Source organism: Roseovarius sp. B-10 (genome assembly GCF_056859295.1).
The window spans coordinates 66,904-86,058 of the sequence record NZ_JBSXOE010000017.1; the positions used below are offsets into that span (position 1 = coordinate 66,904).

General features: G+C 65.7%; 18 protein-coding genes. 3 read left to right on the top strand and 15 right to left on the bottom strand.

The window, feature by feature from the left end; genetic code table 11:
- Positions 1–282: 282 nt before the first annotated feature.
- The 5 genes from AC13D8_RS02230 to AC13D8_RS02250 all read right to left on the bottom strand — a co-directional run bounded on the left by AC13D8_RS02230 (position 283) and on the right by AC13D8_RS02250 (position 4,260).
- On the bottom strand, positions 283–1,182 hold the full coding sequence (locus AC13D8_RS02230; RefSeq protein ID WP_482967436.1) for a nickel/cobalt transporter: 900 nt from the start codon (positions 1,180–1,182) through the stop codon (positions 283–285).
- Entirely contained in the window at positions 1,164–1,805 is a 642-nt protein-coding gene (locus AC13D8_RS02235; RefSeq protein ID WP_482967437.1) for a DUF1007 family protein, read from the bottom strand. The genes AC13D8_RS02230 and AC13D8_RS02235 overlap by 19 nt, the downstream gene beginning before the upstream one ends.
- 80 nt (positions 1,806–1,885) lie before the next feature.
- On the bottom strand, positions 1,886–3,382 hold the full coding sequence (gene dacB / locus AC13D8_RS02240; protein ID WP_482967438.1) for a D-alanyl-D-alanine carboxypeptidase/D-alanyl-D-alanine endopeptidase: 1,497 nt from the start codon (positions 3,380–3,382) through the stop codon (positions 1,886–1,888).
- A 58-nt stretch (positions 3,383–3,440) separates the two neighbouring features.
- Positions 3,441–4,040 carry a nicotinate-nucleotide adenylyltransferase gene (locus AC13D8_RS02245; RefSeq protein ID WP_482967439.1) on the bottom strand — a complete coding sequence of 200 codons (600 nt, stop codon included), beginning with the start codon at positions 4,038–4,040 and terminating at the stop codon, positions 3,441–3,443.
- Between the two features lie 49 nt (positions 4,041–4,089).
- Positions 4,090–4,260: a hypothetical protein gene (locus tag AC13D8_RS02250; RefSeq protein WP_482967440.1), complete on the bottom strand. Its 171-nt coding sequence runs from the start codon at positions 4,258–4,260 to the stop codon at positions 4,090–4,092.
- A 255-nt stretch (positions 4,261–4,515) separates the two neighbouring features.
- Here AC13D8_RS02250 and AC13D8_RS02255 point away from each other — a divergent pair, with 255 nt between their 5' ends.
- From AC13D8_RS02255 to AC13D8_RS02265, 3 genes are all read left to right on the top strand, one after another.
- The gene (locus AC13D8_RS02255) at positions 4,516–6,345 is read left to right on the top strand and encodes a putative bifunctional diguanylate cyclase/phosphodiesterase (protein WP_482967441.1); all 1,830 of its coding nucleotides are present in this window, start codon (positions 4,516–4,518) and stop codon (positions 6,343–6,345) included.
- A gap of 70 nt (positions 6,346–6,415) precedes the next feature.
- Positions 6,416–8,071 (top strand): energy-dependent translational throttle protein EttA, encoded by a 1,656-nt coding sequence (ettA, locus tag AC13D8_RS02260; protein ID WP_482967442.1) that lies wholly within the window; start codon positions 6,416–6,418, stop codon positions 8,069–8,071.
- 4 nt (positions 8,072–8,075) lie between these two features.
- Positions 8,076–9,569, top strand: a complete 1,494-nt coding sequence (locus AC13D8_RS02265) for a TIR domain-containing protein (RefSeq protein ID WP_482967443.1) — start codon at positions 8,076–8,078, stop codon at positions 9,567–9,569.
- Between the two features lie 296 nt (positions 9,570–9,865).
- Here AC13D8_RS02265 and AC13D8_RS02270 read toward each other — a convergent pair whose 3' ends face one another.
- From AC13D8_RS02270 to AC13D8_RS02315, 10 genes are all read right to left on the bottom strand, one after another.
- Positions 9,866–10,222: a BrnA antitoxin family protein gene (locus tag AC13D8_RS02270; protein WP_482967444.1), complete on the bottom strand. Its 357-nt coding sequence runs from the start codon at positions 10,220–10,222 to the stop codon at positions 9,866–9,868.
- A gap of 123 nt (positions 10,223–10,345) precedes the next feature.
- Positions 10,346–10,471 (bottom strand): hypothetical protein, encoded by a 126-nt coding sequence (locus AC13D8_RS02275; RefSeq protein WP_482967465.1) that lies wholly within the window; start codon positions 10,469–10,471, stop codon positions 10,346–10,348.
- Between the two features lie 20 nt (positions 10,472–10,491).
- Complete coding sequence (locus AC13D8_RS02280; protein WP_482967445.1) at positions 10,492–11,046, bottom strand: YceI family protein; 555 nt, start codon at positions 11,044–11,046, stop codon at positions 10,492–10,494.
- A gap of 34 nt (positions 11,047–11,080) precedes the next feature.
- Entirely contained in the window at positions 11,081–11,662 is a 582-nt protein-coding gene (locus AC13D8_RS02285) for an ImuA family protein (RefSeq protein ID WP_482967446.1), read from the bottom strand.
- Between the two features lie 168 nt (positions 11,663–11,830).
- Complete coding sequence (acs, locus tag AC13D8_RS02290) at positions 11,831–13,780, bottom strand: acetate--CoA ligase (protein WP_482967447.1); 1,950 nt, start codon at positions 13,778–13,780, stop codon at positions 11,831–11,833.
- A gap of 91 nt (positions 13,781–13,871) precedes the next feature.
- The gene (locus AC13D8_RS02295) at positions 13,872–14,627 is read right to left on the bottom strand and encodes an ABC transporter ATP-binding protein (protein ID WP_104018807.1); all 756 of its coding nucleotides are present in this window, start codon (positions 14,625–14,627) and stop codon (positions 13,872–13,874) included.
- Between the two features lie 15 nt (positions 14,628–14,642).
- The gene (locus AC13D8_RS02300; RefSeq protein WP_129432952.1) at positions 14,643–15,398 is read right to left on the bottom strand and encodes an ABC transporter ATP-binding protein; all 756 of its coding nucleotides are present in this window, start codon (positions 15,396–15,398) and stop codon (positions 14,643–14,645) included.
- 12 nt (positions 15,399–15,410) lie between these two features.
- Positions 15,411–16,613: a branched-chain amino acid ABC transporter permease gene (locus tag AC13D8_RS02305; RefSeq protein WP_104018809.1), complete on the bottom strand. Its 1,203-nt coding sequence runs from the start codon at positions 16,611–16,613 to the stop codon at positions 15,411–15,413.
- A gap of 4 nt (positions 16,614–16,617) precedes the next feature.
- Positions 16,618–17,649 carry a branched-chain amino acid ABC transporter permease gene (locus AC13D8_RS02310; protein ID WP_482967448.1) on the bottom strand — a complete coding sequence of 344 codons (1,032 nt, stop codon included), beginning with the start codon at positions 17,647–17,649 and terminating at the stop codon, positions 16,618–16,620.
- A 103-nt stretch (positions 17,650–17,752) separates the two neighbouring features.
- A complete protein-coding gene (locus tag AC13D8_RS02315) occupies positions 17,753–19,105 on the bottom strand; it encodes a substrate-binding protein (protein ID WP_482967449.1) in 1,353 nt (450 codons plus the stop codon).
- Between the last annotated feature and the right edge of the window lie 50 nt (positions 19,106–19,155).

Below are 19,155 nucleotides of genomic sequence, written 5' to 3' on the forward strand. Positions count from 1 at the left end.
ACGGGCAGGCCCGGGCGCCGTTCGGAAAAGCCGGAAAATTGGTCTGCTGTTGGCCTGTTCCTGCCGTTGCAGTGAGCCGCACCATCGCATGTCCGCGGGCAGGCGATCCAACGGTTTTTCAGGGCACTTTATTTCTGCTTTCCCGAAAAACATTTAATCGGCGCGCTAGCTTAGCCAAATCGCCTGTCCGGGGGGCGGACATGCGATGGCGCGGCGGCCTTCGGCCTTGAATCCGCGCTGGGACCAGATGGCGATGTCCGCTCCAGGCCGTTCCCCACGCCCTCAGAGCGTGGCGCGCATCAGCTGCAGCGACAGTGCCGCGATGACCAGCCCGGCCCCGATCTCCAGCGCCGTCAGCGCGCGGCCAAGCCCGCGCCCCTCCGCCGAGGCGAGCCGCGCCAGCGCGCCCTCGCGCAGAGTGACCGAGGCAAGCGCCACCGCCACCGTCACGCTCGCGGTCCCCAGCCCCATCACCAGGGTGCCGAGGACGCCCGCCGTCCCGATCCCCATCCGCCAGGTGAGGATCAGCAGGAACAGCGCGCCGGTACAGGGCCGGATCGCCACCGCGCCGACCAGCAGCACCGCGTCGCGCCAGCCGCGCACCCGCGCGACGTCGTCCACCGTCGGGCCGTGCCGGTGCCCGCACTCGGCGCAGGCAAGATCGTGGGCGTGGGCGTGCTCCCGCCATCCCCGCCACCAGCGCCGCACCCCGCGCAGCGCCAGCCATGCCCCGACCAGCGCGATGGCGCCATAGCTTGCCGGGGCCATCCACTCCTCGGCCAAGCCCGTCATCCGCTGGCGTGTCAGGTCGAAAACCAGCACCCCGGCATAGACCATCACCACCGCGCTCGCCGCCTGCGCGAGGCTCGATGCCAGCGCCAGCGCCGACAGTCGCCATGCGCCGACCCGCGCGGCCATGCCGTAGCCGCCCAGCAGAACCTTGCCATGCCCCGGCCCCGCCGCGTGAAAGAACCCGTAGGCAAAACACAGCCCCATCAGCCCCGCCATCGCTCCCGGCTCGCCCGCGCGCAAGGCCCGCAGCAGCCGCGCCATCGCCTGCTGCGTTTCGGCCTGACCGGCGCGCGCCCACTCGCCCAGCGCCGCCGCCCCGCCAAACCCCCAGAGCCAGACCGCCCCCGCGCCCACCGCCAGCGCGGCGAGGCTCAGGAGGGCGCGCGGCACGAGATCACCATGATGTCCGAGAACAGGTTGCCCACTTCGACGCCGTCATACTGCTCTTCGGCGCTCAGCTCGGCCACCATGTTGCGGAACGCCTGCTGGCTCTCGTCGAGATCGGGCTCGGTGATGGCATAGGCGCAAGCGTTGGGCAGCACCACCGGGCCGGCGAGGGTGTAATCCACGAAATAGGTTGGGTCATAGGGTTCCACACGCAGCCCGTCGGGCGCGACCGGGCCAAAGCCGCGCCTGTGGGTGGCGACGATACGGCCCGCCTCCATGCGAACGGCCTCGGGCACCGGATGGCCGAGCGCGATCTTCTCGTCGCCCGCGTGGATATAGAGATCGCCCTCGAACCCCTCGGGCCATTCCTCCAAGTCGAACCCCTTGAGCCGCGCCAGTTCGGCGTCGGTCAACTGCCCGTCGCCATCGGGGTCGAGCCCCATGTCGGAGAGGATCAGGAGCGAGAAGAAATCGTCGTAACTCCACGTCACTTCCACACCGGTGAGGCGGCCCTGCGCGTCGCTCTCAAAGCGCAGCGCCACATCGACGAACACATGCGGATGCCCGCCCGCGCTCGTGGCGGCGAGGATCAGGGCGGCGGCGGGGGCTAGGGCGCGGGGGATCATGCGCAGGGTTCTACGGCATCGGCCGGCCTGCCCGCAAGCGCCACGCTCCCGCACCATCGGCTGGTGCCCGCCTGCATCGTTCAGCCTCCGTAAATCTCGCTCCACCGTTCGATCAGCGCCTGTTGCAGCCGCTTGGCGCGCCGGTTCCAGCCGCGCGCGCCCGGCGGGCGCGTGTCGCGGAACGGGTCGATGCGCCCGCGCAGGCTGTCGCTCGCCGTCAGCACCGCAAAGGTCATCTCGCGCCCGCCCGGCGGGGTGAAATATCCCGCCAGCGCGCTGACGAAGTAAAGCGTGCCGGTCTTCGCCTGCACCTCCACCGGGTGGTTGCGCAGGGGGCGCCCGCGCGCGTCGCGCATCGTGAACTCGCGCAACAGCGGGCGCAGCGCGTCGGCGCGCCCCGCCGCCGCCAGCGCCCGCGCCATGTCCAGCGCCGACAGCCGCGAGAGGTCATTGAGCCCCGAATGGTCGCGTAAATCCGTCGTCTTCATCCCCAGCGTGGCCTGCGCCCAGCCCGTCATCTCCCGCGCCGAGGCCGCGAGGTCGAGCGCCCGCCCCCGCCGTCGCGCGCTCGCCGCCATGCCCACCATTTCGGCGGTGATGTTGGTGGAATAGCGCAGCATCCCGCGCAGGATATCGGCCAGCGGGTCGCTCTCGTGGGTGACGAGCGTGGCGCCCTGCGGCGCCGCACCTTCGACCACCTGCGGGGCCTTCAGCACGATCCCCTGCGACCGCGCGAAGGTGGCGAACACCTCGCCCGCATAAAGCTCGGGCTTGCGCACCGGCAGCCACCGCGCACCGCCACCGCCCAGCGCACCGCGCGCCACGGTCCAGTCGTCGCGCCCGCCCGCGTCGTGGTAGGTGTAGACCGGCGACCGGCGATCGGCGATGCGCATCCGCGCCACCGTCACGTCGGGCCGGTACCGCCCCGAACGCGCATCCATCGTGATGGCATAGTCGCCGCCCGCGCGCGTCCACTCGAAATGCACCCGGTTATAGTTGAGGTTCAGCCCCGACAGCGCCGGGTTATAGCCCGCATGGGGGGGCTGTCGCGGCTCGATGGCGCGCCGGTAGGGCACCGCCCCTCCCCAGACGCGGAACGCGCCGCTGACCTCGCGCACGCCCGCGCGCTTGAGGGCTGCGGCCATGTCGGCCAGCGCATCGGTGTCCAGCGTCGGATCACCCCCACCCGCCAGCACCAGATCGCCCCGGAGCACGCCGCCCTCCACCGGCCCGGTGGCGACCAGCCGGGTCTTGAAACGATGCCCGGCCCCCAGCGTGTCGAGCGCGTAGAGCGCGGTCACCGCCTTGGTCACGCTCGCGGGCGGCAGGGCGGTGTCCGCGGCGCGCGCCTCGAGCACCGCGCCGGTCTCGGTGTCCGTCACCGCGTATCCCACATCGCCCTGCAGCCGCGCCTCGGCGACGAGCGCCTCGACCGCCGCTGCCCCCCGGCCGGCGCCGAGGCCCGGCGGCCGCAGCAACGGGCGCAGCGACATGGCCGGGGGCTCGGCCATGACGGGCGCGGCCAGCGCGGCCAGTGCCGAGGTGACGAACAGGCGTCTGGATATCTCGTGACTCATGGCGTGACGGTAAGCAGAACAGCCCCGGTCGCGCAATCGCCTTTGCCGTCGCATCCGCTCACTTTTCCGCTTTCCCCGCGCGCAGCGCGCTCGAAGAGATATCGGTCATCGGCACGTTGACAAAGCACCACGCCGGCGCCTCGGCCCGCCCCAGCAGATGGCTCGCCCGTCCCTTGATGTGCGCCTGCGCGTAGATCCGCGCCGCCGGCGACAGCCGCGCCGAGATGCGCTGCCCGGGTCGCGCCAGCACCCCCACCGGCACCCGCTCCATGATCGTGCGCCAGTCCTGCCAGCGGTGGAACTGCGCCAGGTTGTCGGCCCCCATCAGCCAGACAAACCGCCGCCCCGGGCAGATCGCCGCCAGCGCCGCCAGCGTGGCAGAGGTGTGGCGCGTGCCCAGGCGCGCCTCGACATCGGTCACCTCGATGCGCGGGTGATCGACCAGCGCCCGCGCCGCCGCCATCCGCCCGGGCAGGGGGGCGGGGCCGTGGCGCTTGAGCGGGTTGCCGGGGCTGACCAGCCACCACACCCGGTCCAGCCCGAAACGCTTCAGCGCCTCGCGACTGATATGCACATGCCCCGCATGGGGCGGGTCGAACGACCCTCCCAACAGCCCGATCACCTGTCCGGGACGCGAAGGCGGCAGCGGCTGGATCATGCCCCCCTCATCGCCAGATACGGCGCCGGCGTAAAGTACGAAAGCACGCTCACCGCCCGGCCTCCGGGCCAGGCTCGCGGTCCGGGCGCTCCTGCACCAGTCGCCAGAAATTGCCCTCGTCGGGTGCGAGGTTGCGCGCCGGGTCGTCCGGGGCCGCGCCCGGCGGCGTGCTCAGCCTGCGCGCGCGCGCGCCTACAGGCGCTCGGCACGGCCAGTGCAAGGATCGCAAGAAAACGGCGCACGCGGTGCTCCTTCCCCCTTCGGGACAGCCTACCTTATGCCCGCCGCCGCCCCGCCGGAAAAGCCCTGATCGCGCCAATGATCCGCGCGTCCGTGGCCCGCGCGCCCGTAACCCGCGCACCCGTGACGGATCGAATTTTCGGAATTTTCCGGCGCGGCGGGGGCGGATGGCCACGGGCTGTTAACCGCAGGCGTCTAGGGTTCGCAATAGATCAAGGGGGCATGGGGTGCCTGAATGACGCATCGGGACACGGATCACGGCACCGCACCGGCGCTGACTTGCGCGGATGCCGGCGCGGCGCTCTTTCACCGCATCGTCGCGGGCGCGCATGACGGCATCGTCGTGCAGGACATGGACGCGCGCATCGAATGGGTCAACCCGGCCTGCGAACGGCTTTACGGCTGGACGCTGGCGGAAATGCATGGGCGCAAGCCGCAGGAATTCGTCCTGCCCCCCGAGGCGCGCCCCCCGGCAGAGGACATCGCGCGCTTCCGCTACGACCCCGACAGCGCGCTCTTCCGCCGCTACCAGCTCGGTCGCCACATCCGGCGCGACGGCACCACCTTCTGGAACCAGCAGGGTTTCGCGCTGATCGCGTCGGGGCCCGATCCGCGCGATCGCAGGGTCGTCATCACCTGCCGCGACGTGACCGATCAGGTCAACACCGAAATGGCGTTGCGGCAGGTGCAGGTCGATCTGCGCCACGCCGCCCACCACGACGATCTGACCGGGCTCGCCAACCGCAAGCGGCTGGCCGAGTATCTCGACGCCCCGGACATCCGTGCCGAGATCGCGCGCGGACGGCTCGGCGTTCTGGTGATCGACATCGACAAGTTCAAGGACATCAACGACACGCTCGGCCACGGTGCGGGCGACCGCACGCTGGCGCATGTCGCCCACGCGCTGGCGCGGGTGGCGGGGCCGCGCGACCTCGCCTGCCGCACCGGCGGCGATGAGTTCCTGCTCGTCTGCGCCCTGCCCGATGGGGCGGTGGCGCTTGACGCCCGCGCGGGCGACGTGCTGCGCGCGCTCGGCCAGCCGCTCATGTGGCGCGATCAGACCATTCGCATCGGTGCCTCGATCGGCGCGTGTGCCGCCGGCGACGGGGCGACAACCGGCGAGGAAATGATCCAGTGCGCCGACGCGGCACTCTACGACGCCAAGGCGCGCGGTCGCGGGCGCATGATCCACTACACCGCCAATCTCGGCCGCGCGCAGCGCGCGCGCCAGACCCTCGCCCGCGACCTGCGCGAGGCGGTGAGCCGCGACCAGTTCACGATCCACCTGCAACCGCAACTATCCCTCGCCGACGATCGCATTTGCGGCTGCGAGGCGCTCATCCGCTGGAACCACCCGCAGCGCGGCCTGCTCGCCCCGGCGGCGTTCCTCGACGCCGCCGACGGGCTCGGGCTGCTCGCGGATATCGACTACCGCTCGATGACGATGGCGCTCGACGCGCTCCGGGCGCTGGACGAGGCGGGGTATCCCGACCTCACCATGTCGATCAATGTCTCCGCCGCGATCCTCGCCGACGTCAACTATCCCGGCCTGCTCGACTGGGCGCTGCAATCGCGCGGGCTGAACCCGGGGCGCATCTGCATCGAGGTGCTGGAAACCACCATCCTCGACGGCTCCGGCGCCGACGTGATGAGCGCGGTCGCCCGGCTCAAGCGGCTCGGCGTGCGCGTGGCGCTCGACGATTTCGGCACCGGCTATGCCGGGCTGTCGCACATGGCCAGCTTCGAGGTGGACGCGATCAAGCTCGACCGCTCGATGATCGCCCGGCTCGAGCAGGATCCGCGCAACCGCGTCATCGTGCGCGCCATCATCCGCCTCTGCGGCCTGTTGCGCATGTCGGTGGTGGCCGAGGGGGTCGAGACCGAGGCGCAGCGCGCCATGCTGCGCCGCGCCAACTGTCCGGTGATCCAGGGCTACGGCCTCGCCCGCCCGATGCCGCTCGACGCGCTGATCGGCTGGCTGCGCACGCGCGCCGCCGCCCCCGGCCCCGCCGACACCGCCACCGCAGCGGCCCACCCCGTCCCCGCGCCGGGCCGCGCACGCTGACCATTGCCCCTGCAGCCCGCGCCAGCTATCACCGCCGGTGCATCACGGATTTCTCAGCGGAGCGCGGATCATGGCAGCCTATCAATACGTCTACCACATGCAGGGGGTCTCCAAGACCTATCCGGGCGGCAAGAAATGCTTCGAGAACATCCACCTCAACTTCCTTCCCGGCGTCAAGATCGGCGTCGTCGGCGTCAACGGCTCGGGCAAGTCCACGCTCCTGCGCATCATGGCCGGGCTCGACACCGATTTCTCGGGCGAGGCATGGGCCGCCTCCGGCGCGCGCGTCGGCTATCTCCCGCAGGAGCCGCAGCTCGACGAAAGCCTCACCGTGCGCGGCAACGTGATGCTCGGCGTGGCCCAAAAACAGGCCAAGCTCGACCGCTTCAACGAACTGGCGATGAACTACTCCGACGAGACCGCCGACGAGATGGCGCAATTGCAGGACGAGATCGACGGCGAGAACCTGTGGGATCTCGATTCCCGCATCGACGTCGCGATGGAGGCGCTGCGCTGCCCCCCCGACGAGGCCGATGTCGCCACCCTTTCGGGCGGCGAGCGGCGCCGCGTGGCGCTGTGCAAGCTGCTGTTGGAGGCGCCCGACATGCTGCTGCTGGACGAGCCCACCAACCACCTCGATGCCGAGACCATCGCCTGGCTGCAACAGCACCTGATCGACTACAAGGGCACGATCCTGATCGTCACCCACGACCGCTATTTCCTCGACGACATCACCGGCTGGATCCTCGAACTGGACCGCGGCCGCGGCATCCCCTACGAGGGCAACTATTCCGCCTGGCTGGAGCAGAAGGCCAAGCGCCTCGCGCAAGAGGCGCGCGAGGACAAGTCCAAGCAAAAGACGCTGGAGCGAGAGCTGGAATGGATGCGGCAGGGGCAAAAGGCGCGGCAGGCCAAGCAGAAGGCCCGGATCAACGCCTATAACGAACTGGCCGGCCAGTCCGAGCGCGAGCGCGTGGGCCGCGCGCAGATCGTCATCCCCAACGGCCCGCGCCTCGGCGACAAGGTGATCGAGGTCAACGGCCTGAAAAAGGCGATGGGCGACAAGCTCCTGATCGAGGACCTCAGCTTTTCCCTTCCCCCCGGCGGCATCGTCGGCGTGATTGGCCCCAACGGCGCGGGCAAATCCACGCTCTTTCGCATGCTCACCGGGCAAGAGACGCCGGATGCGGGCACCATCGAGTATGGCGATACCGTCAAGCTCGCCTATGTCGATCAGTCCCGCGATGACCTCAAGCCCAACGAAACGGTGTGGGAATCGATCTCCGGCGGCGCCGAGGTGATCGTGCTGGGCGACGCCCAGATCAACTCCCGCGCCTATTGCGGCGCGTTCAACTTCAAGGGCGGCGACCAGCAGAAAAAGGTCTCGCTGCTCTCGGGGGGCGAGCGTAACCGCGTGCACATGGCGCGGCTGCTGAAAGAGGGCGGCAACGTGCTCCTCCTCGACGAGCCCACCAACGACCTCGACGTGGAAACGCTCCGCGCGCTAGAGGATGCCCTGACGGATTTCGCCGGCTGCGCCGTGGTCATCTCCCACGACCGCTTTTTCCTTGACCGCATCTGCACCCACATGCTCGCCTTCGAGGGCGAGGCCCATGTGGAATGGTTCGAGGGCGACTTCTCGGCCTACGAGGAAGACAAGAAGCGGCGTCTGGGCCCGGACGCGCTGGAGCCGAAACGGGTGAAGTACAAGAAGTTTGCGAGGTGAGAAGATGAATCTCGAAGAGGTATTTAAGCAAGCTGGAGTCCCGGGGGTCACTTTTGTAGAACCTCAGCGATATGCGGATTTGAAGGTTTCAATTAGAACTCCCGGGCGCTGCTGTGTTTTAGAAGGCCCCTCGGGCATTGGAAAAACAACGTGCGTAAAACGCATCATTGACGACCTTCGATATGGAAAAAAGGTCGCGTTTCTCAGTGCGAGGCGACAAGAGGACATAGATTACATAAGAGAATTGCCGCTTATAGGTGGAATTGGGATTGTTATTATTGATGATTTTCATCGACTTGATGATGGAATTAAATCACACCTCGCAGACTATATGAAAGTTCTTGCTGATGATGAAAGTGATGAAAGTAAGATTATCCTCATTGGAATTAATAAGGCTGGAGATCATCTTGTTTCATACGGAAGTGATGCTGGCCTGCGCATAGACGTATTCAAACTGGAATCGAACCCAAGAAATAAAATTGTCGAGTTGATTTCGAAAGGTGAGGGCGCGCTTAATATTTCAATCCCAGAGAAAGAAGCGATTGCAGAGCATAGTCAAGGTAGTTTTCAAATTGCACAAATGCTCTGCCATCAAATATGCCTCTTGGATAATATTACGGAGTCGCAGAGTTCTCCCACTGAACTTTCGTCCTCTCTTGAAGAGGTTGTGGATGTTGTTATGTCCGACCTCAGGAGGCTTTTTGGGAAGCCTTGTATTGAATTTGCAAGAGGTTCAAAGTTGCGCAGAGAGGGTCGTGCTCCTTACCTGCATATTCTCAAATGGCTGCGTGATGGCAATGATTGGTCAATAGATTTGCGAGAGATGATAAAAGTCAACAAAGAGCATCGAGGAAGTGTTGGACAAGTTGTTGATAAAGGGCATCTAGAAAGCATTCTCCGAGATAAGTCTGACATACTAGCTGACTATTTTCATTATCAGCCAGAAAGTTTTGTTTTTTCAACTGAAGATCCGAGACTCATATTTTATCTTAAGACCGTTAATTGGCGAAATTTTGCTAGAGAGGTTGGCTATACAACAAATTTCTTTCAAGGGAATTTCGATATTGCCCTATCTTTTGCTGGAGCCGATAGAGATGTTGCATATTGCCTTGCTGAGAAACTGAAAGAAAGAGAGGTGAGTGTTTTTTACGATGCGGACGAACAGCACAAAATTTTAGCTGAAAAGATCGAAGATTATTTAGCTCCAATTTATCGCACAGAAGCCGCCTATGTTGTGCCGCTGCTTAGTGAGAATTACCCAAACAGAATATGGACACGCTTCGAAAGTGATCAATTCAAGGGCCGCTTTGGTGACAATGCTGTTATGCCAGTTAGGTTTTATTCGGCTAAGGATAGCTATTATCATGAATCTCATGAGTATGGAAGCGTCTCCTTTTCAAGAGAGAATGACGTGGAGGCGGAGTGTGATAGGATAGTGGACGTAATTTGTAAGCGCTTATCCGAAGACCGAGAACACTCGGAAGACATAAAGGATTAAAGTTTTCACTAGGACTGGTGCGGATTTTTCCCGCGCGGAACAAGGCGCGCAGCGCCGCCGCGCGATCGCCGACGCGCCCCCACGCGGCGGCGATTTGGCGAGGCTTGGTGCGCCGCTCCAAGGTCATGCGGACACGGCGAAATAAAGCGCCCCGCACCCCCGCCGGATCGCCCCCGCGCGCGTCGGCAATCGCGCGCCGCGCCGTCATCCTCGGGCTTGACCCGAGGACCTCTCCCCACCAGATCCTCGGGTCAGGCCCGAGGATGACGGTCGAACGGCGCGGCGTAGGGCGGGTTTCAATCCGCCTCCTCCCCCGAATCCTCCCCCTCATCTCCCCCCACCCGCTTCGCGAGATAGGCATCCAGCTGCACCTCCCCCGCGATCTTCATCTGCGCCCATGTCCGCAAGAGCCGGTTGATCCGCGCGTGGTAGCCCCGCCCCATCCCGCGATAGAACCGCGCCACCGACCGGTCGAGGTAGAGCGTCACCTTCTCGCGCGGCTCCTCGACATCCAGATCGACCTCCAGCGTGTGCCAGGCGTCGGGCACCACGTCCGGCAGCGTGGCGTCGATCCAGTCGTCCCGGTTCAGGTGGATGAGGTCGCGCAACAGCGTGTCGCGGGCGAGGCGTTGGGTCTTGGTGATGCGGGCCATGCGGGGTCTCCGGGGTTGTGGGGGATCACCCTCGCGCGGGACCCGTTAACGCGGCCCTCGCCCCCCGTGCGCCGCCACCGACGCGATACCGACAGGATACCGACGCGCCACAGCCCCCGGTTTTCACCCGTCCCTCGCCGCCTCGGTAAAATGCCGGTCGAGGTTCTCCACCCGTGTCCCCGACCGGTTCATACCCGCGAACAGCAGCCCCGGTTCGCGCCGGATTGCCTCGTAAAGCCACGGAATCAAACACCTTATGTGCCTCACCCCTACCGCTCGATCCGCGCCACGATGCGCAGGCTGATCGTCGGGCCGACGAGGTCCGAAAAGCCGGTGACGCCGAAGGCGTGGCGGTCGATCTGGCCGGTAAGCAGGACGGTGAGACGGGTGAGGTCCGCTGGGTCGGTCCCGCGCTGGCGATAGAGACCGGCCTGAAGCATCACCGGGCGGGTGGTGTCGCGGACGGTGAGTAGGCCCTCGACCCGTGCCGCGCTCAGCGTGCCGGAGATGCGCGTGGAGCGAAAGGTAATCAAGGGGTGGCGCGCGGTGTCAAGGCCTTGCGGCCCCTTCATCGCCTGCGTGGCGAGGAAGAACCCGGCCCGCGCGCGCCCTGCGTCGAGGGTGACGGTGACGCGGCTTTGCGGCGGGTTCGCGAGGTCGAGCGCCATGTCGGCGGAGGCGATGGGCATGGTGCCGCGCCCCGCGTTCCCGGCGAGATCGTAGGTGAAGGCCACGACCGAGCGCGCGGTGTTGAGGCGGTAGGCCTCGGGCGCGGCGAGGGCCTGCGTAGCGATGAGCGCGAGGGCGAGGGCGAGGCGGATCATGCCCCTTGATAGGGCGGGCGGGGCCGCGGGGCCATCACATCTTGTTGAACGCCCAGGCGCTGGGGTGGCCCGAGAGGTGCCAGTCGGCGGGTGGGGCGCTGCGGTCGCGGCGGCGGGCGAGGTGCCAGCGGTCGGCATGGGGCAGATGGGCGGGGGCCATGTGCCAGCGGCTCTGGACCCCCGGCGCGCCGCCCTCGCCCGGTGTCAGGATCAGCCCGAGGGGCGGCTGGGCTGCGCGGCTGCCGCCCTCCTCGGCGGCGAGGTGCAGGCGGCGGACGGGGGTGAGGCCGGGGAGGCCCGGCAAGTCCGCCACCACGAGCGGCGTCGCGCCGCTGCGCAGCGCCTCTTCCATGCACCACAGCAGGTCGGGGCGGTGGTCTGGGGTGACGAAGAGAAACCGACCGGGCTCGGCGAAGCGGGCGAAGCCGCAGGGCTCGGGGCGGTCGGTGGCCCAAGCGGGGGCGATCCACAGTACCGGGCCTGCAAGCGCGCCCGCCACCAGCATCGCCCATGTGTGCCGCGCGGGGCCGCAACCCTCGTGCAGCCGACCGGGGGCGAGGGCGAGCGGGCCGGTTATGGCGGGGGCGGGACGCGGGATGCGGGCGAGGGCGGTCATGGGGCGAGGATAAAGCGTTCGCTTTATGTTCTCAAGCTGGCGGATACGCGGTGTCATCGTCCGGTTCGGGCGGGCGCGCTCTTGGCGGGAGAGGTCCCCGGGTCGAGCCCGACGATGACGGCGCGTGAGAAGGGGGTGCCCCCGGGCCGGGCCCGGGGGCGTGTGGTTTCAGCCGCGGTTCATGCGGTTTTCGATAAGGTCATCCACCACGGACGGATCGGCCAGCGTCGAGGTATCGCCGAGCGAGCCGTAATCGTTCTCGGCGATCTTGCGCAGGATGCGGCGCATGATCTTGCCCGACCGGGTCTTGGGCAGGCCGGGGGCCCACTGGATCAGGTCGGGCTTGGCGATGGGGCCGATCTCGGTGCGGACCCATTTTTCGAGTTCTTTTCGCAGATCCTCGGTGGGCTCGACCCCGTTCATCAGGGTGACGTAGGCGTAGATGCCCTGACCCTTGATATTGTGCGGATAGCCCACGACCGCCGCCTCGGCGACCTGCGGGTGCGCGACGAGGGCGGATTCCACCTCGGCGGTGCCCATGCGGTGGCCCGAGACGTTGATCACATCATCGACGCGGCCGGTGATCCAGTAATAGCCGTCGGCATCGCGGCGGCAGCCGTCGCCGGAGAAGTAATAGCCCTTGTATTGCTGGAAATACGTCGCCTCGAAGCGTTCGTGATCACCCCAGACGGTGCGCATCTGCCCGGGCCAGCTATCCTTGAGCGCGAGCACGCCGGAGGCTTCGGTGTCGGTGATTTCCTTGCCCGACTCGGGCTCCAGCACGGCCGGCTCGATCCCGAAGAACGGCAGCGTGGCGCTGCCGGGCTTGGTGGCGATGGCGCCGGGCAGGGGGGTCAGCAGGTGACCGCCGGTTTCGGTCTGCCACCAGGTATCGACGATGGGGCAGCGGCCGTGGCCCACGTTGTCGTTATACCAGTTCCACGCCTCGGGGTTGATCGGCTCGCCCACGGTGCCCAGCACCTTGAGCGACGACAGATCGCATTTGCTGACATATTCGGTGCCTTGCCCCATCAGGGCGCGGATCGCGGTGGGGGCGGTGTAGAACTGGTTGACCTTGTGCTTGTCGCAGACCTGCCAGAAGCGCGAGGCGTCCGGGTAGGTCGGCACGCCCTCGAACATCAGGGTGATCGCGCCGTTGGCGAGCGGCCCGTAGACGATATAGCTATGGCCGGTGACCCAGCCGACATCGGCGGTGCACCAGAACACGTCGCCCTCGTGGTAGTCGAACACCAGCTCGTGCGTCATCGCGGCATAGACGAGATAGCCGCCGGAGGTGTGCACCACGCCCTTGGGCTGCCCCGTCGAGCCGGAGGTGTAGAGGATGAAGAGCGGATCCTCGGCATTCATTTCCTCGGGCGGGCAGTCGGCGGCGGCCTCGGCGGCCAGTGCGTTGTAGTCGTGGTCACGCCCGTCAATCCAGGTGGTCTGACCGCCGGTATGCTTGACGACGAGGCATTTCACCTTGTCCGAGCAATGCAGGAGCGCCGCGTCGGTGTTGGATTTGAGCGCCGTCTTGCGCCCGCCGCGCGGGGCCTCGTCGGCGGTGATGACGACCTTGGCCTGACAGCCGTTGATCCGCGCCGAGAGGGCATCGGGCGAGAAGCCGGCGAAGACCACCGAGTGGATGGCGCCGATGCGCGCACAGGCGAGCATGGCATAGGCGGCCTCGGGAATCATCGGCAGGTAGAGCACGACGCGGTCGCCGCGACCCACGCCCATGCCCTTGAGAACATTGGCCATGCGGCAGGTGTTGTCGTAAAGCTCGCGATAGGTGATGTGCCGGGCATCGTCAGTGGGCTCGTCGGGTTCCCAGATGATGGCGGTCTGGTCGGCGCGCTCCGCCAGATGCCGGTCGATGCAGTTGGCGGCGACGTTGAGCGTGCCGTCCTCGAACCACTTGATCGAGACGTTGCCGAACTCGTAGTTCACGTCCTTGACGCGGCTATAGGGCCTGATCCAGTCGATCCGCTGCCCGTGCTCGCGCCAGAACGCCTCCGGGTCGCCCACCGAGGCGGCGTACATTTCCTTGTATTTCGCGGCGTCGATATGGGCATTGGCGGCGAAATCCGCGCTTGGGGCATAGGTTTGATCGGACATGATGGCTCCTCCTCGCTGATGCGGTTGGATCGAAGACGACAGCCGCCCCGCTGTCAACAGGGAGAAAGACGGCTGGGCGGAAGCGCTGGCCTCAGATGGCCAGATACTCGCTGCGAAGCTCTTCGTCTTCAAGCACTTCGGCGGCGGTGCCGTCAAACACGATGCCGCCGGTATCGAGGATCACCGCGCGATCCGCGAGTTCCAGCGCGCGCACGGCGTTCTGTTCGACGATGATCGTGGTGATGCCCTGTTCCTTGATGACGCGCAGGGTCTTTTCGATTTCATCGACGATCACCGGGGCGAGGCCCTCGTAGGGCTCGTCGAGCAACAGCACCTTGATGTCGCGGGCCAGCGCCCGGGCCACGGCGAGCATCTGCTGTTCGCCGCCCGAAAGTGTCGTGCCTTCCTGGTCGCGGCGTTCGCGCAGGCGCGGGAACAGTTCGTAAAGCCGGTCGATCGACCAGCCCACGGGCGGAGCGATCTGCGCGAGTTGCAGGTTTTCCTCGACGGTGAGGCCGGGAATGATGCGCCGGTCCTCGGGTACGAGGCCGATGCCCGCGGCCGCCGCCTCGTGGCTTCTCATCTTGTGAAGCGGCTGGTGATCGAGCCAGATCTCGCCATGCGCCAACTGCGGGCTGTCCATCCGCGCGATCGAGCGCAGCGTGGTGGTCTTGCCCGCGCCGTTGCGGCCCAGAAGCGCAAGGATTTCGCCCTCGTGGACGTTGAAGCTAATGTTCTGCACGATATAGCTCTCGCCGTAATAGCTCTCCATGTTCCACACGGAGAGAAAGGCGGGGGCGGTCTCGGCGTGGCTCACGCCCTTGGAAAAGTCGGGTTTGACGTTCATTGTGCGCGCTCCTCGTCAGGCGCTCTCGCCAAGATACGCTTCGCGCACCTTGGGATGGCCCTTGATGTTTTCGGGGGTGTCCTCGACCAGTGGCGAGCCCTGCGCCAGCACGGTGATCCGCTCGGCGAGCGAGAACACCACGTGCATGTCGTGCTCGATGATCGCGATGGTGATGTCGCGCTCGTCACTGATCTGCTTGAGCAGGTCGATGGTGTTGTTGGTGTCGGCGCGCGCCATGCCCGCCGTCGGCTCGTCGAGCAGCAGCAGCTTGGGCTCCTGCGCGAGGCACATGCCGATTTCCAGACGCCGCTTGTTGCCGCGCGACATCGAGGCCGAGTGATCGTGGCGCTGCTCGGCGAGGCCGAGGTTTTCGAGCATGGTCTCGGCCTGGTCAACTATCTCGCGCTCGTTCGAGGAGTTCTCGTAGGCGTGCATGCGAAACACGCCGTCGCGACGCGCGAAGATCGGGATCATCATGTTCTCCAGCACCGAGAGATCACCGAAGATCTCTGGCGTCTGGAAGACCCGGGAGATGCCCATCTGGTTGATCTCGTAGGGCTTGCGCCCGAGCACCGACTGGCCCTGGAACATGACCGAGCCGGTATCGGGGATGAGCTTGCCGATCAGGACGTTGAGCAGGGTGGACTTGCCCGCGCCGTTGGGACCGATGATGGCGTGGACGCTGTTCTCCATGATGCTGAGGTTGACGTCGCCCAGCGCCTGCAACCCGCCGAAGCGCTTGTTGACGTTCTTGACTTCGAGAATGCCCATGTCGTGCGCTCCTTATTCCGCGGGGTTGGATTGAGAGGATTTCTCGGCCTCGCGGGCCTTCTTGCCGCGGAAGAGACGTGCGATGCGTTGCCCACCTTCGACCAGGCCGCCCGGCAGGAAGATCACCACCAGCACGAAGATCATGCCCAGAGTGAGGTGCCAGCCCTTGCCCACGAACGGGTGGATGAGGGCGACAACCGCATCCTCCATCCCGTCGGGCAGGAAGGCGAACCACTGGTGCAGGACGTTGTCGTTGATCTTGGAGACGATGTTTTCCATGTACTTGATCAGGCCCGCGCCCAGAACCGGGCCGATCAGCGTGCCCGCACCGCCGAGAATCGTCATCAGAACCACCTCGCCGGAGGCCGTCCAGAACATGCGCTCTGCCCCCGCGAGCGGGTCCATGGCCGCCAGCAGGCCGCCTGCGAGCCCGGCATACATGCCCGAGATCACGAAGGCCGCGAGCGCGTAGGGTTTGGCGTTGAGGCCGGTATAGGTCATGCGGGTGTTGTTGGACTTGATCGCGCGCAGCATCATCCCGAAGGGCGAGCGGAACAGCCGGATCGCGAAGTAGAAGGCGATCAGCATGATGAGGGCGCAGAGGTAGTATCCGACGTTGAAGGTGAAGGACCACCCGCCCAGCTCCAGCTCGTAACTGGCGCGTACCGACAGACCGAAGATATGCGGCATGTCGGGCAGCCCCGTGCGGTGGAACATCTGGAGGTCATTGCTGTAGACCTGCAGCCCGGTTTCGCCGTTGGTGAGGTTGAACTTGGGGTTCGACAGCACCGAATAGGCCAGGGCAAAGGACATCTGCGCGAAGGCCAGCGTCAGGATCGCGAAGTAGATTCCAGACCGGCGCAGCGAGATGTAGCCGATCAGCACCGAGAAAATCGCCGCGATGATCACCGCGAAAGCGATGGCCGGCACCACGTTGTAGGTGAAGAGCTTGAACATCCAGACCGCGGCGTAGGAGCCCACGCCGAGAAAGGCCGCGTGCCCGAAGCTGAGATAGCCGGTGAGGCCGAAGAGGATGTTGAAGCCGATGGCGAAGATGCCGTAGATCGCGAACCGCTGGAGCAGGTCCGGGTAGCCCGCGTTGAACTGTGCCATGCCGCTGCCTTCGGGGAAGGGGTTGAGCAGGAACGGTGCCAGCAGCGTGATCGCGATGACGACGAGGAAGAGAAGCCCGTCTTTCTTGTTCAGTCCAAACATGGGGTCACTCCTCCATCACGCCTTTGCGTCCCATCAGACCGCGCGGGCGGGTCAGCAGGACGACGATGGCGACAAGGTATATGATAACCTGGTTGATGCCCGGGATGGTGGTGGTGGCCCAGGTTGTCGAGGCAAAGCTTTCGAGGATGCCCAGCAGGAAGCCGGCGAGTACGGCTCCGGGCAGGCTGCCCATGCCGCCCACGACCACAACCACGAAGCTGAGCACGAGGAAATCCATGCCCATGTGATAGTTGGGCGGGTTGATCGGGGTGTACATCACCCCCGCCAGCCCTGCGACCGCCGCGGCGATGCCGAACATGATCGTGAACCGGCGGTCGATGTTGATACCGAGGAGGCCGACCGTCTCGCGGTCGGCCATGCCAGCGCGCACCACCATGCCGAAGGTGGTGAATTGCAGGAAGGCGAACACCGCGCCGATGATCACCGCCGCGAAGGCGAAATAGACCATGCGCCAGAGCGGGTAGACGATTTCGTTGACCTCGAAGCCGATCATCACGCCCAGGTCGATACTGCCCGACAGCGCCGTGGGGGCCGGGGTGGGGATCGGATTGGCACCAAAGAAATACTTGATGATTTCCTGAAGCACGATCGCCAAGCCGAAGGTCACGAGAATCTGGTCGGCATGGGGGCGGTTGTAGAAGTGCTTGATAAGACCGCGTTCCATCGCGAAGCCGACGGCAACCATGACGGGGATTGCGAAAAGGACCGAAAGCGGCACCGACCATTCGATGATCCCGCCGCCGATCTCGGGGCCGAACCAATCCATGATATAGGGCTTCTCGACTTTCAGCGGGTTGCCGAGGAAATCGGTCTGGCTCTCGTCTATGACCGTGTGGCTGAGCGACAGGAACTTTTGCAACGTGACCGCGCAGAACGCGCCGATCATGAAGAGCGCACCATGCGCGAAGTTGACCACGCCGAGAGTGCCGAAGATCAGGGTCAGGCCCAGCGCGATCAGCGCATAGGCAGACCCCTTGTCGAGCCCGTTGAGGATTTGCAGAAGAATGACGTCCATCGGTCCCACCTATGGGTTGAAAGCGCGCCGCAGATCGCTGTCGGGTCGCGGCGCGGGTCCGGTCGCGCGCGGTGGCGCGACCGGATGTCTTTTTCGAGAAGGCTCAGGCGCCCGGGTTGCACTCGCCCAGGGACGCTTCCTTGCCGCCGAACATCGGGTGATCGGGTGCATACATGACCTGATCGGTCGGCGTGACCTCGACGATTTCCAGCGTGTCGTACTGGTTGGTCGGGTTCTGTGCGCCACGCACGACGAGCACGTCCTTGAAGCACTGGTGATCGGCTGCGCGATAGAGCGTCGGGCCGTTGCCCAGCCCGTCGAATTCGAAGCCTTCGAGGGCCTCGCCGACGCCGCAGGGGTTGAACGTGCCGGCGCGTTCGCAGGCATCGGCATAGAGCAGCACCTGCGCGTAGCAGGTCTGTGCCGAGTTCGACGGCGGTTTGCCGTACTTCTCACCGAAGGACTTGACGAACGCCTTGGAGCCCTCGTTGTCGAGCTGCCAGTTATAGTTCATCGAGCCCAGCACGCCCTTGATGTTCTCGCCGGCACCGGCGGCCATCAGTTCGGAATAGAGCGGCACGACGATCTTGAAGTCCTTGCCGTTGGCCATCTTGTCGAGCAGTCCGAACTGCACCGCGTTGGTCAGCGAGTTGACCATGTTGCCGCCGTAGTGGTTGAGCACCAGCACGTCGGCGCCCGAGTTCAGGACCGGCGCGATGTAGGACGAGAAATCGGTCGCCGCGAGCGGCGTCTTGACCGCGTTCACGGTCTCCCAGCCCATCGCCTCGGTCGCCGCCTTGATCGATTCCTCCTGGGTCCAGCCCCAGGTGTAGTCGGCGGTCAGGTGATAGGCGCGACGGTCCTCGCCGAATTCCTTGGCCAGCACTGGCGCAAGAGCGGCAGCCGACATGTAGGCGTTGAAGAAGTGGCGGAAGCCGTTTGCCTTGCGGTCCTTGCCGGTGGTGTCGTTCGAGTGCGTCAGACCGGCCATGAAGACGATGCCCGCCTCCTGGCACAGGCCCTGAACGGCCACGGCGACGCCCGAGGACGAGCCGCCGTTGATCATGATGGCGCCGTCCTTTTCGATCATCGACTTCGCACTTGCGCGCGCGGCGTCCGACTTGGTCTGCGTGTCGCCGGTGACGTACTCGACCTTCTTGCCGAGGATGCCATTGCCCTTGAGGGCTTTGGACGTGAACGTGTTGAGGCAGCCGCCGTCGCCCTCGCCGTTGAGGTGCTCGACCGCGAGCCGCTGTGCGAGAAGCTCGTCATTGCCCTCGTCGGCGTAGGGTCCGGTCTGCGGCACGTTGAAGCCGAGCGTGACCGTGCTGCCCGTGGGTTCGTTGGTGTAGGCTGCGGCGCTCGACGCGGTGAATATCGTCGGCAGCGCAACGCCAGCACCCGCGATGGCGCTCGTCTTGAGCACGCCACGGCGGGTAAAGTTCGATTTGGACATGGAATCCTCCCATTATGATTCGGTCGGGGCATGCTCCTCCGCACGACCCG

Coding starts and splice junctions, on each gene's coding strand:
- AC13D8_RS02255 (WP_482967441.1), top strand. CDS start 4,516: ATGACGCATCGGGACACGGATCACGGCACCGCACCGGCGCTGACTTGC.
- AC13D8_RS02295 (WP_104018807.1), bottom strand. CDS start 14,627: ATGAACGTCAAACCCGACTTTTCCAAGGGCGTGAGCCACGCCGAGACC.
- AC13D8_RS02270 (WP_482967444.1), bottom strand. CDS start 10,222: ATGGCCCGCATCACCAAGACCCAACGCCTCGCCCGCGACACGCTGTTG.
- ettA (WP_482967442.1), top strand. CDS start 6,416: ATGGCAGCCTATCAATACGTCTACCACATGCAGGGGGTCTCCAAGACC.
- acs (WP_482967447.1), bottom strand. CDS start 13,780: ATGTCCGATCAAACCTATGCCCCAAGCGCGGATTTCGCCGCCAATGCC.
- AC13D8_RS02265 (WP_482967443.1), top strand. CDS start 8,076: ATGAATCTCGAAGAGGTATTTAAGCAAGCTGGAGTCCCGGGGGTCACT.
- AC13D8_RS02310 (WP_482967448.1), bottom strand. CDS start 17,649: ATGGACGTCATTCTTCTGCAAATCCTCAACGGGCTCGACAAGGGGTCT.
- AC13D8_RS02280 (WP_482967445.1), bottom strand. CDS start 11,046: ATGATCCGCCTCGCCCTCGCCCTCGCGCTCATCGCTACGCAGGCCCTC.
- dacB (WP_482967438.1), bottom strand. CDS start 3,382: ATGAGTCACGAGATATCCAGACGCCTGTTCGTCACCTCGGCACTGGCC.
- AC13D8_RS02300 (WP_129432952.1), bottom strand. CDS start 15,398: ATGGGCATTCTCGAAGTCAAGAACGTCAACAAGCGCTTCGGCGGGTTG.
- AC13D8_RS02235 (WP_482967437.1), bottom strand. CDS start 1,805: ATGATCCCCCGCGCCCTAGCCCCCGCCGCCGCCCTGATCCTCGCCGCC.
- AC13D8_RS02245 (WP_482967439.1), bottom strand. CDS start 4,040: ATGATCCAGCCGCTGCCGCCTTCGCGTCCCGGACAGGTGATCGGGCTG.
- AC13D8_RS02285 (WP_482967446.1), bottom strand. CDS start 11,662: ATGACCGCCCTCGCCCGCATCCCGCGTCCCGCCCCCGCCATAACCGGC.
- AC13D8_RS02315 (WP_482967449.1), bottom strand. CDS start 19,105: ATGTCCAAATCGAACTTTACCCGCCGTGGCGTGCTCAAGACGAGCGCC.
- AC13D8_RS02305 (WP_104018809.1), bottom strand. CDS start 16,613: ATGTTTGGACTGAACAAGAAAGACGGGCTTCTCTTCCTCGTCGTCATC.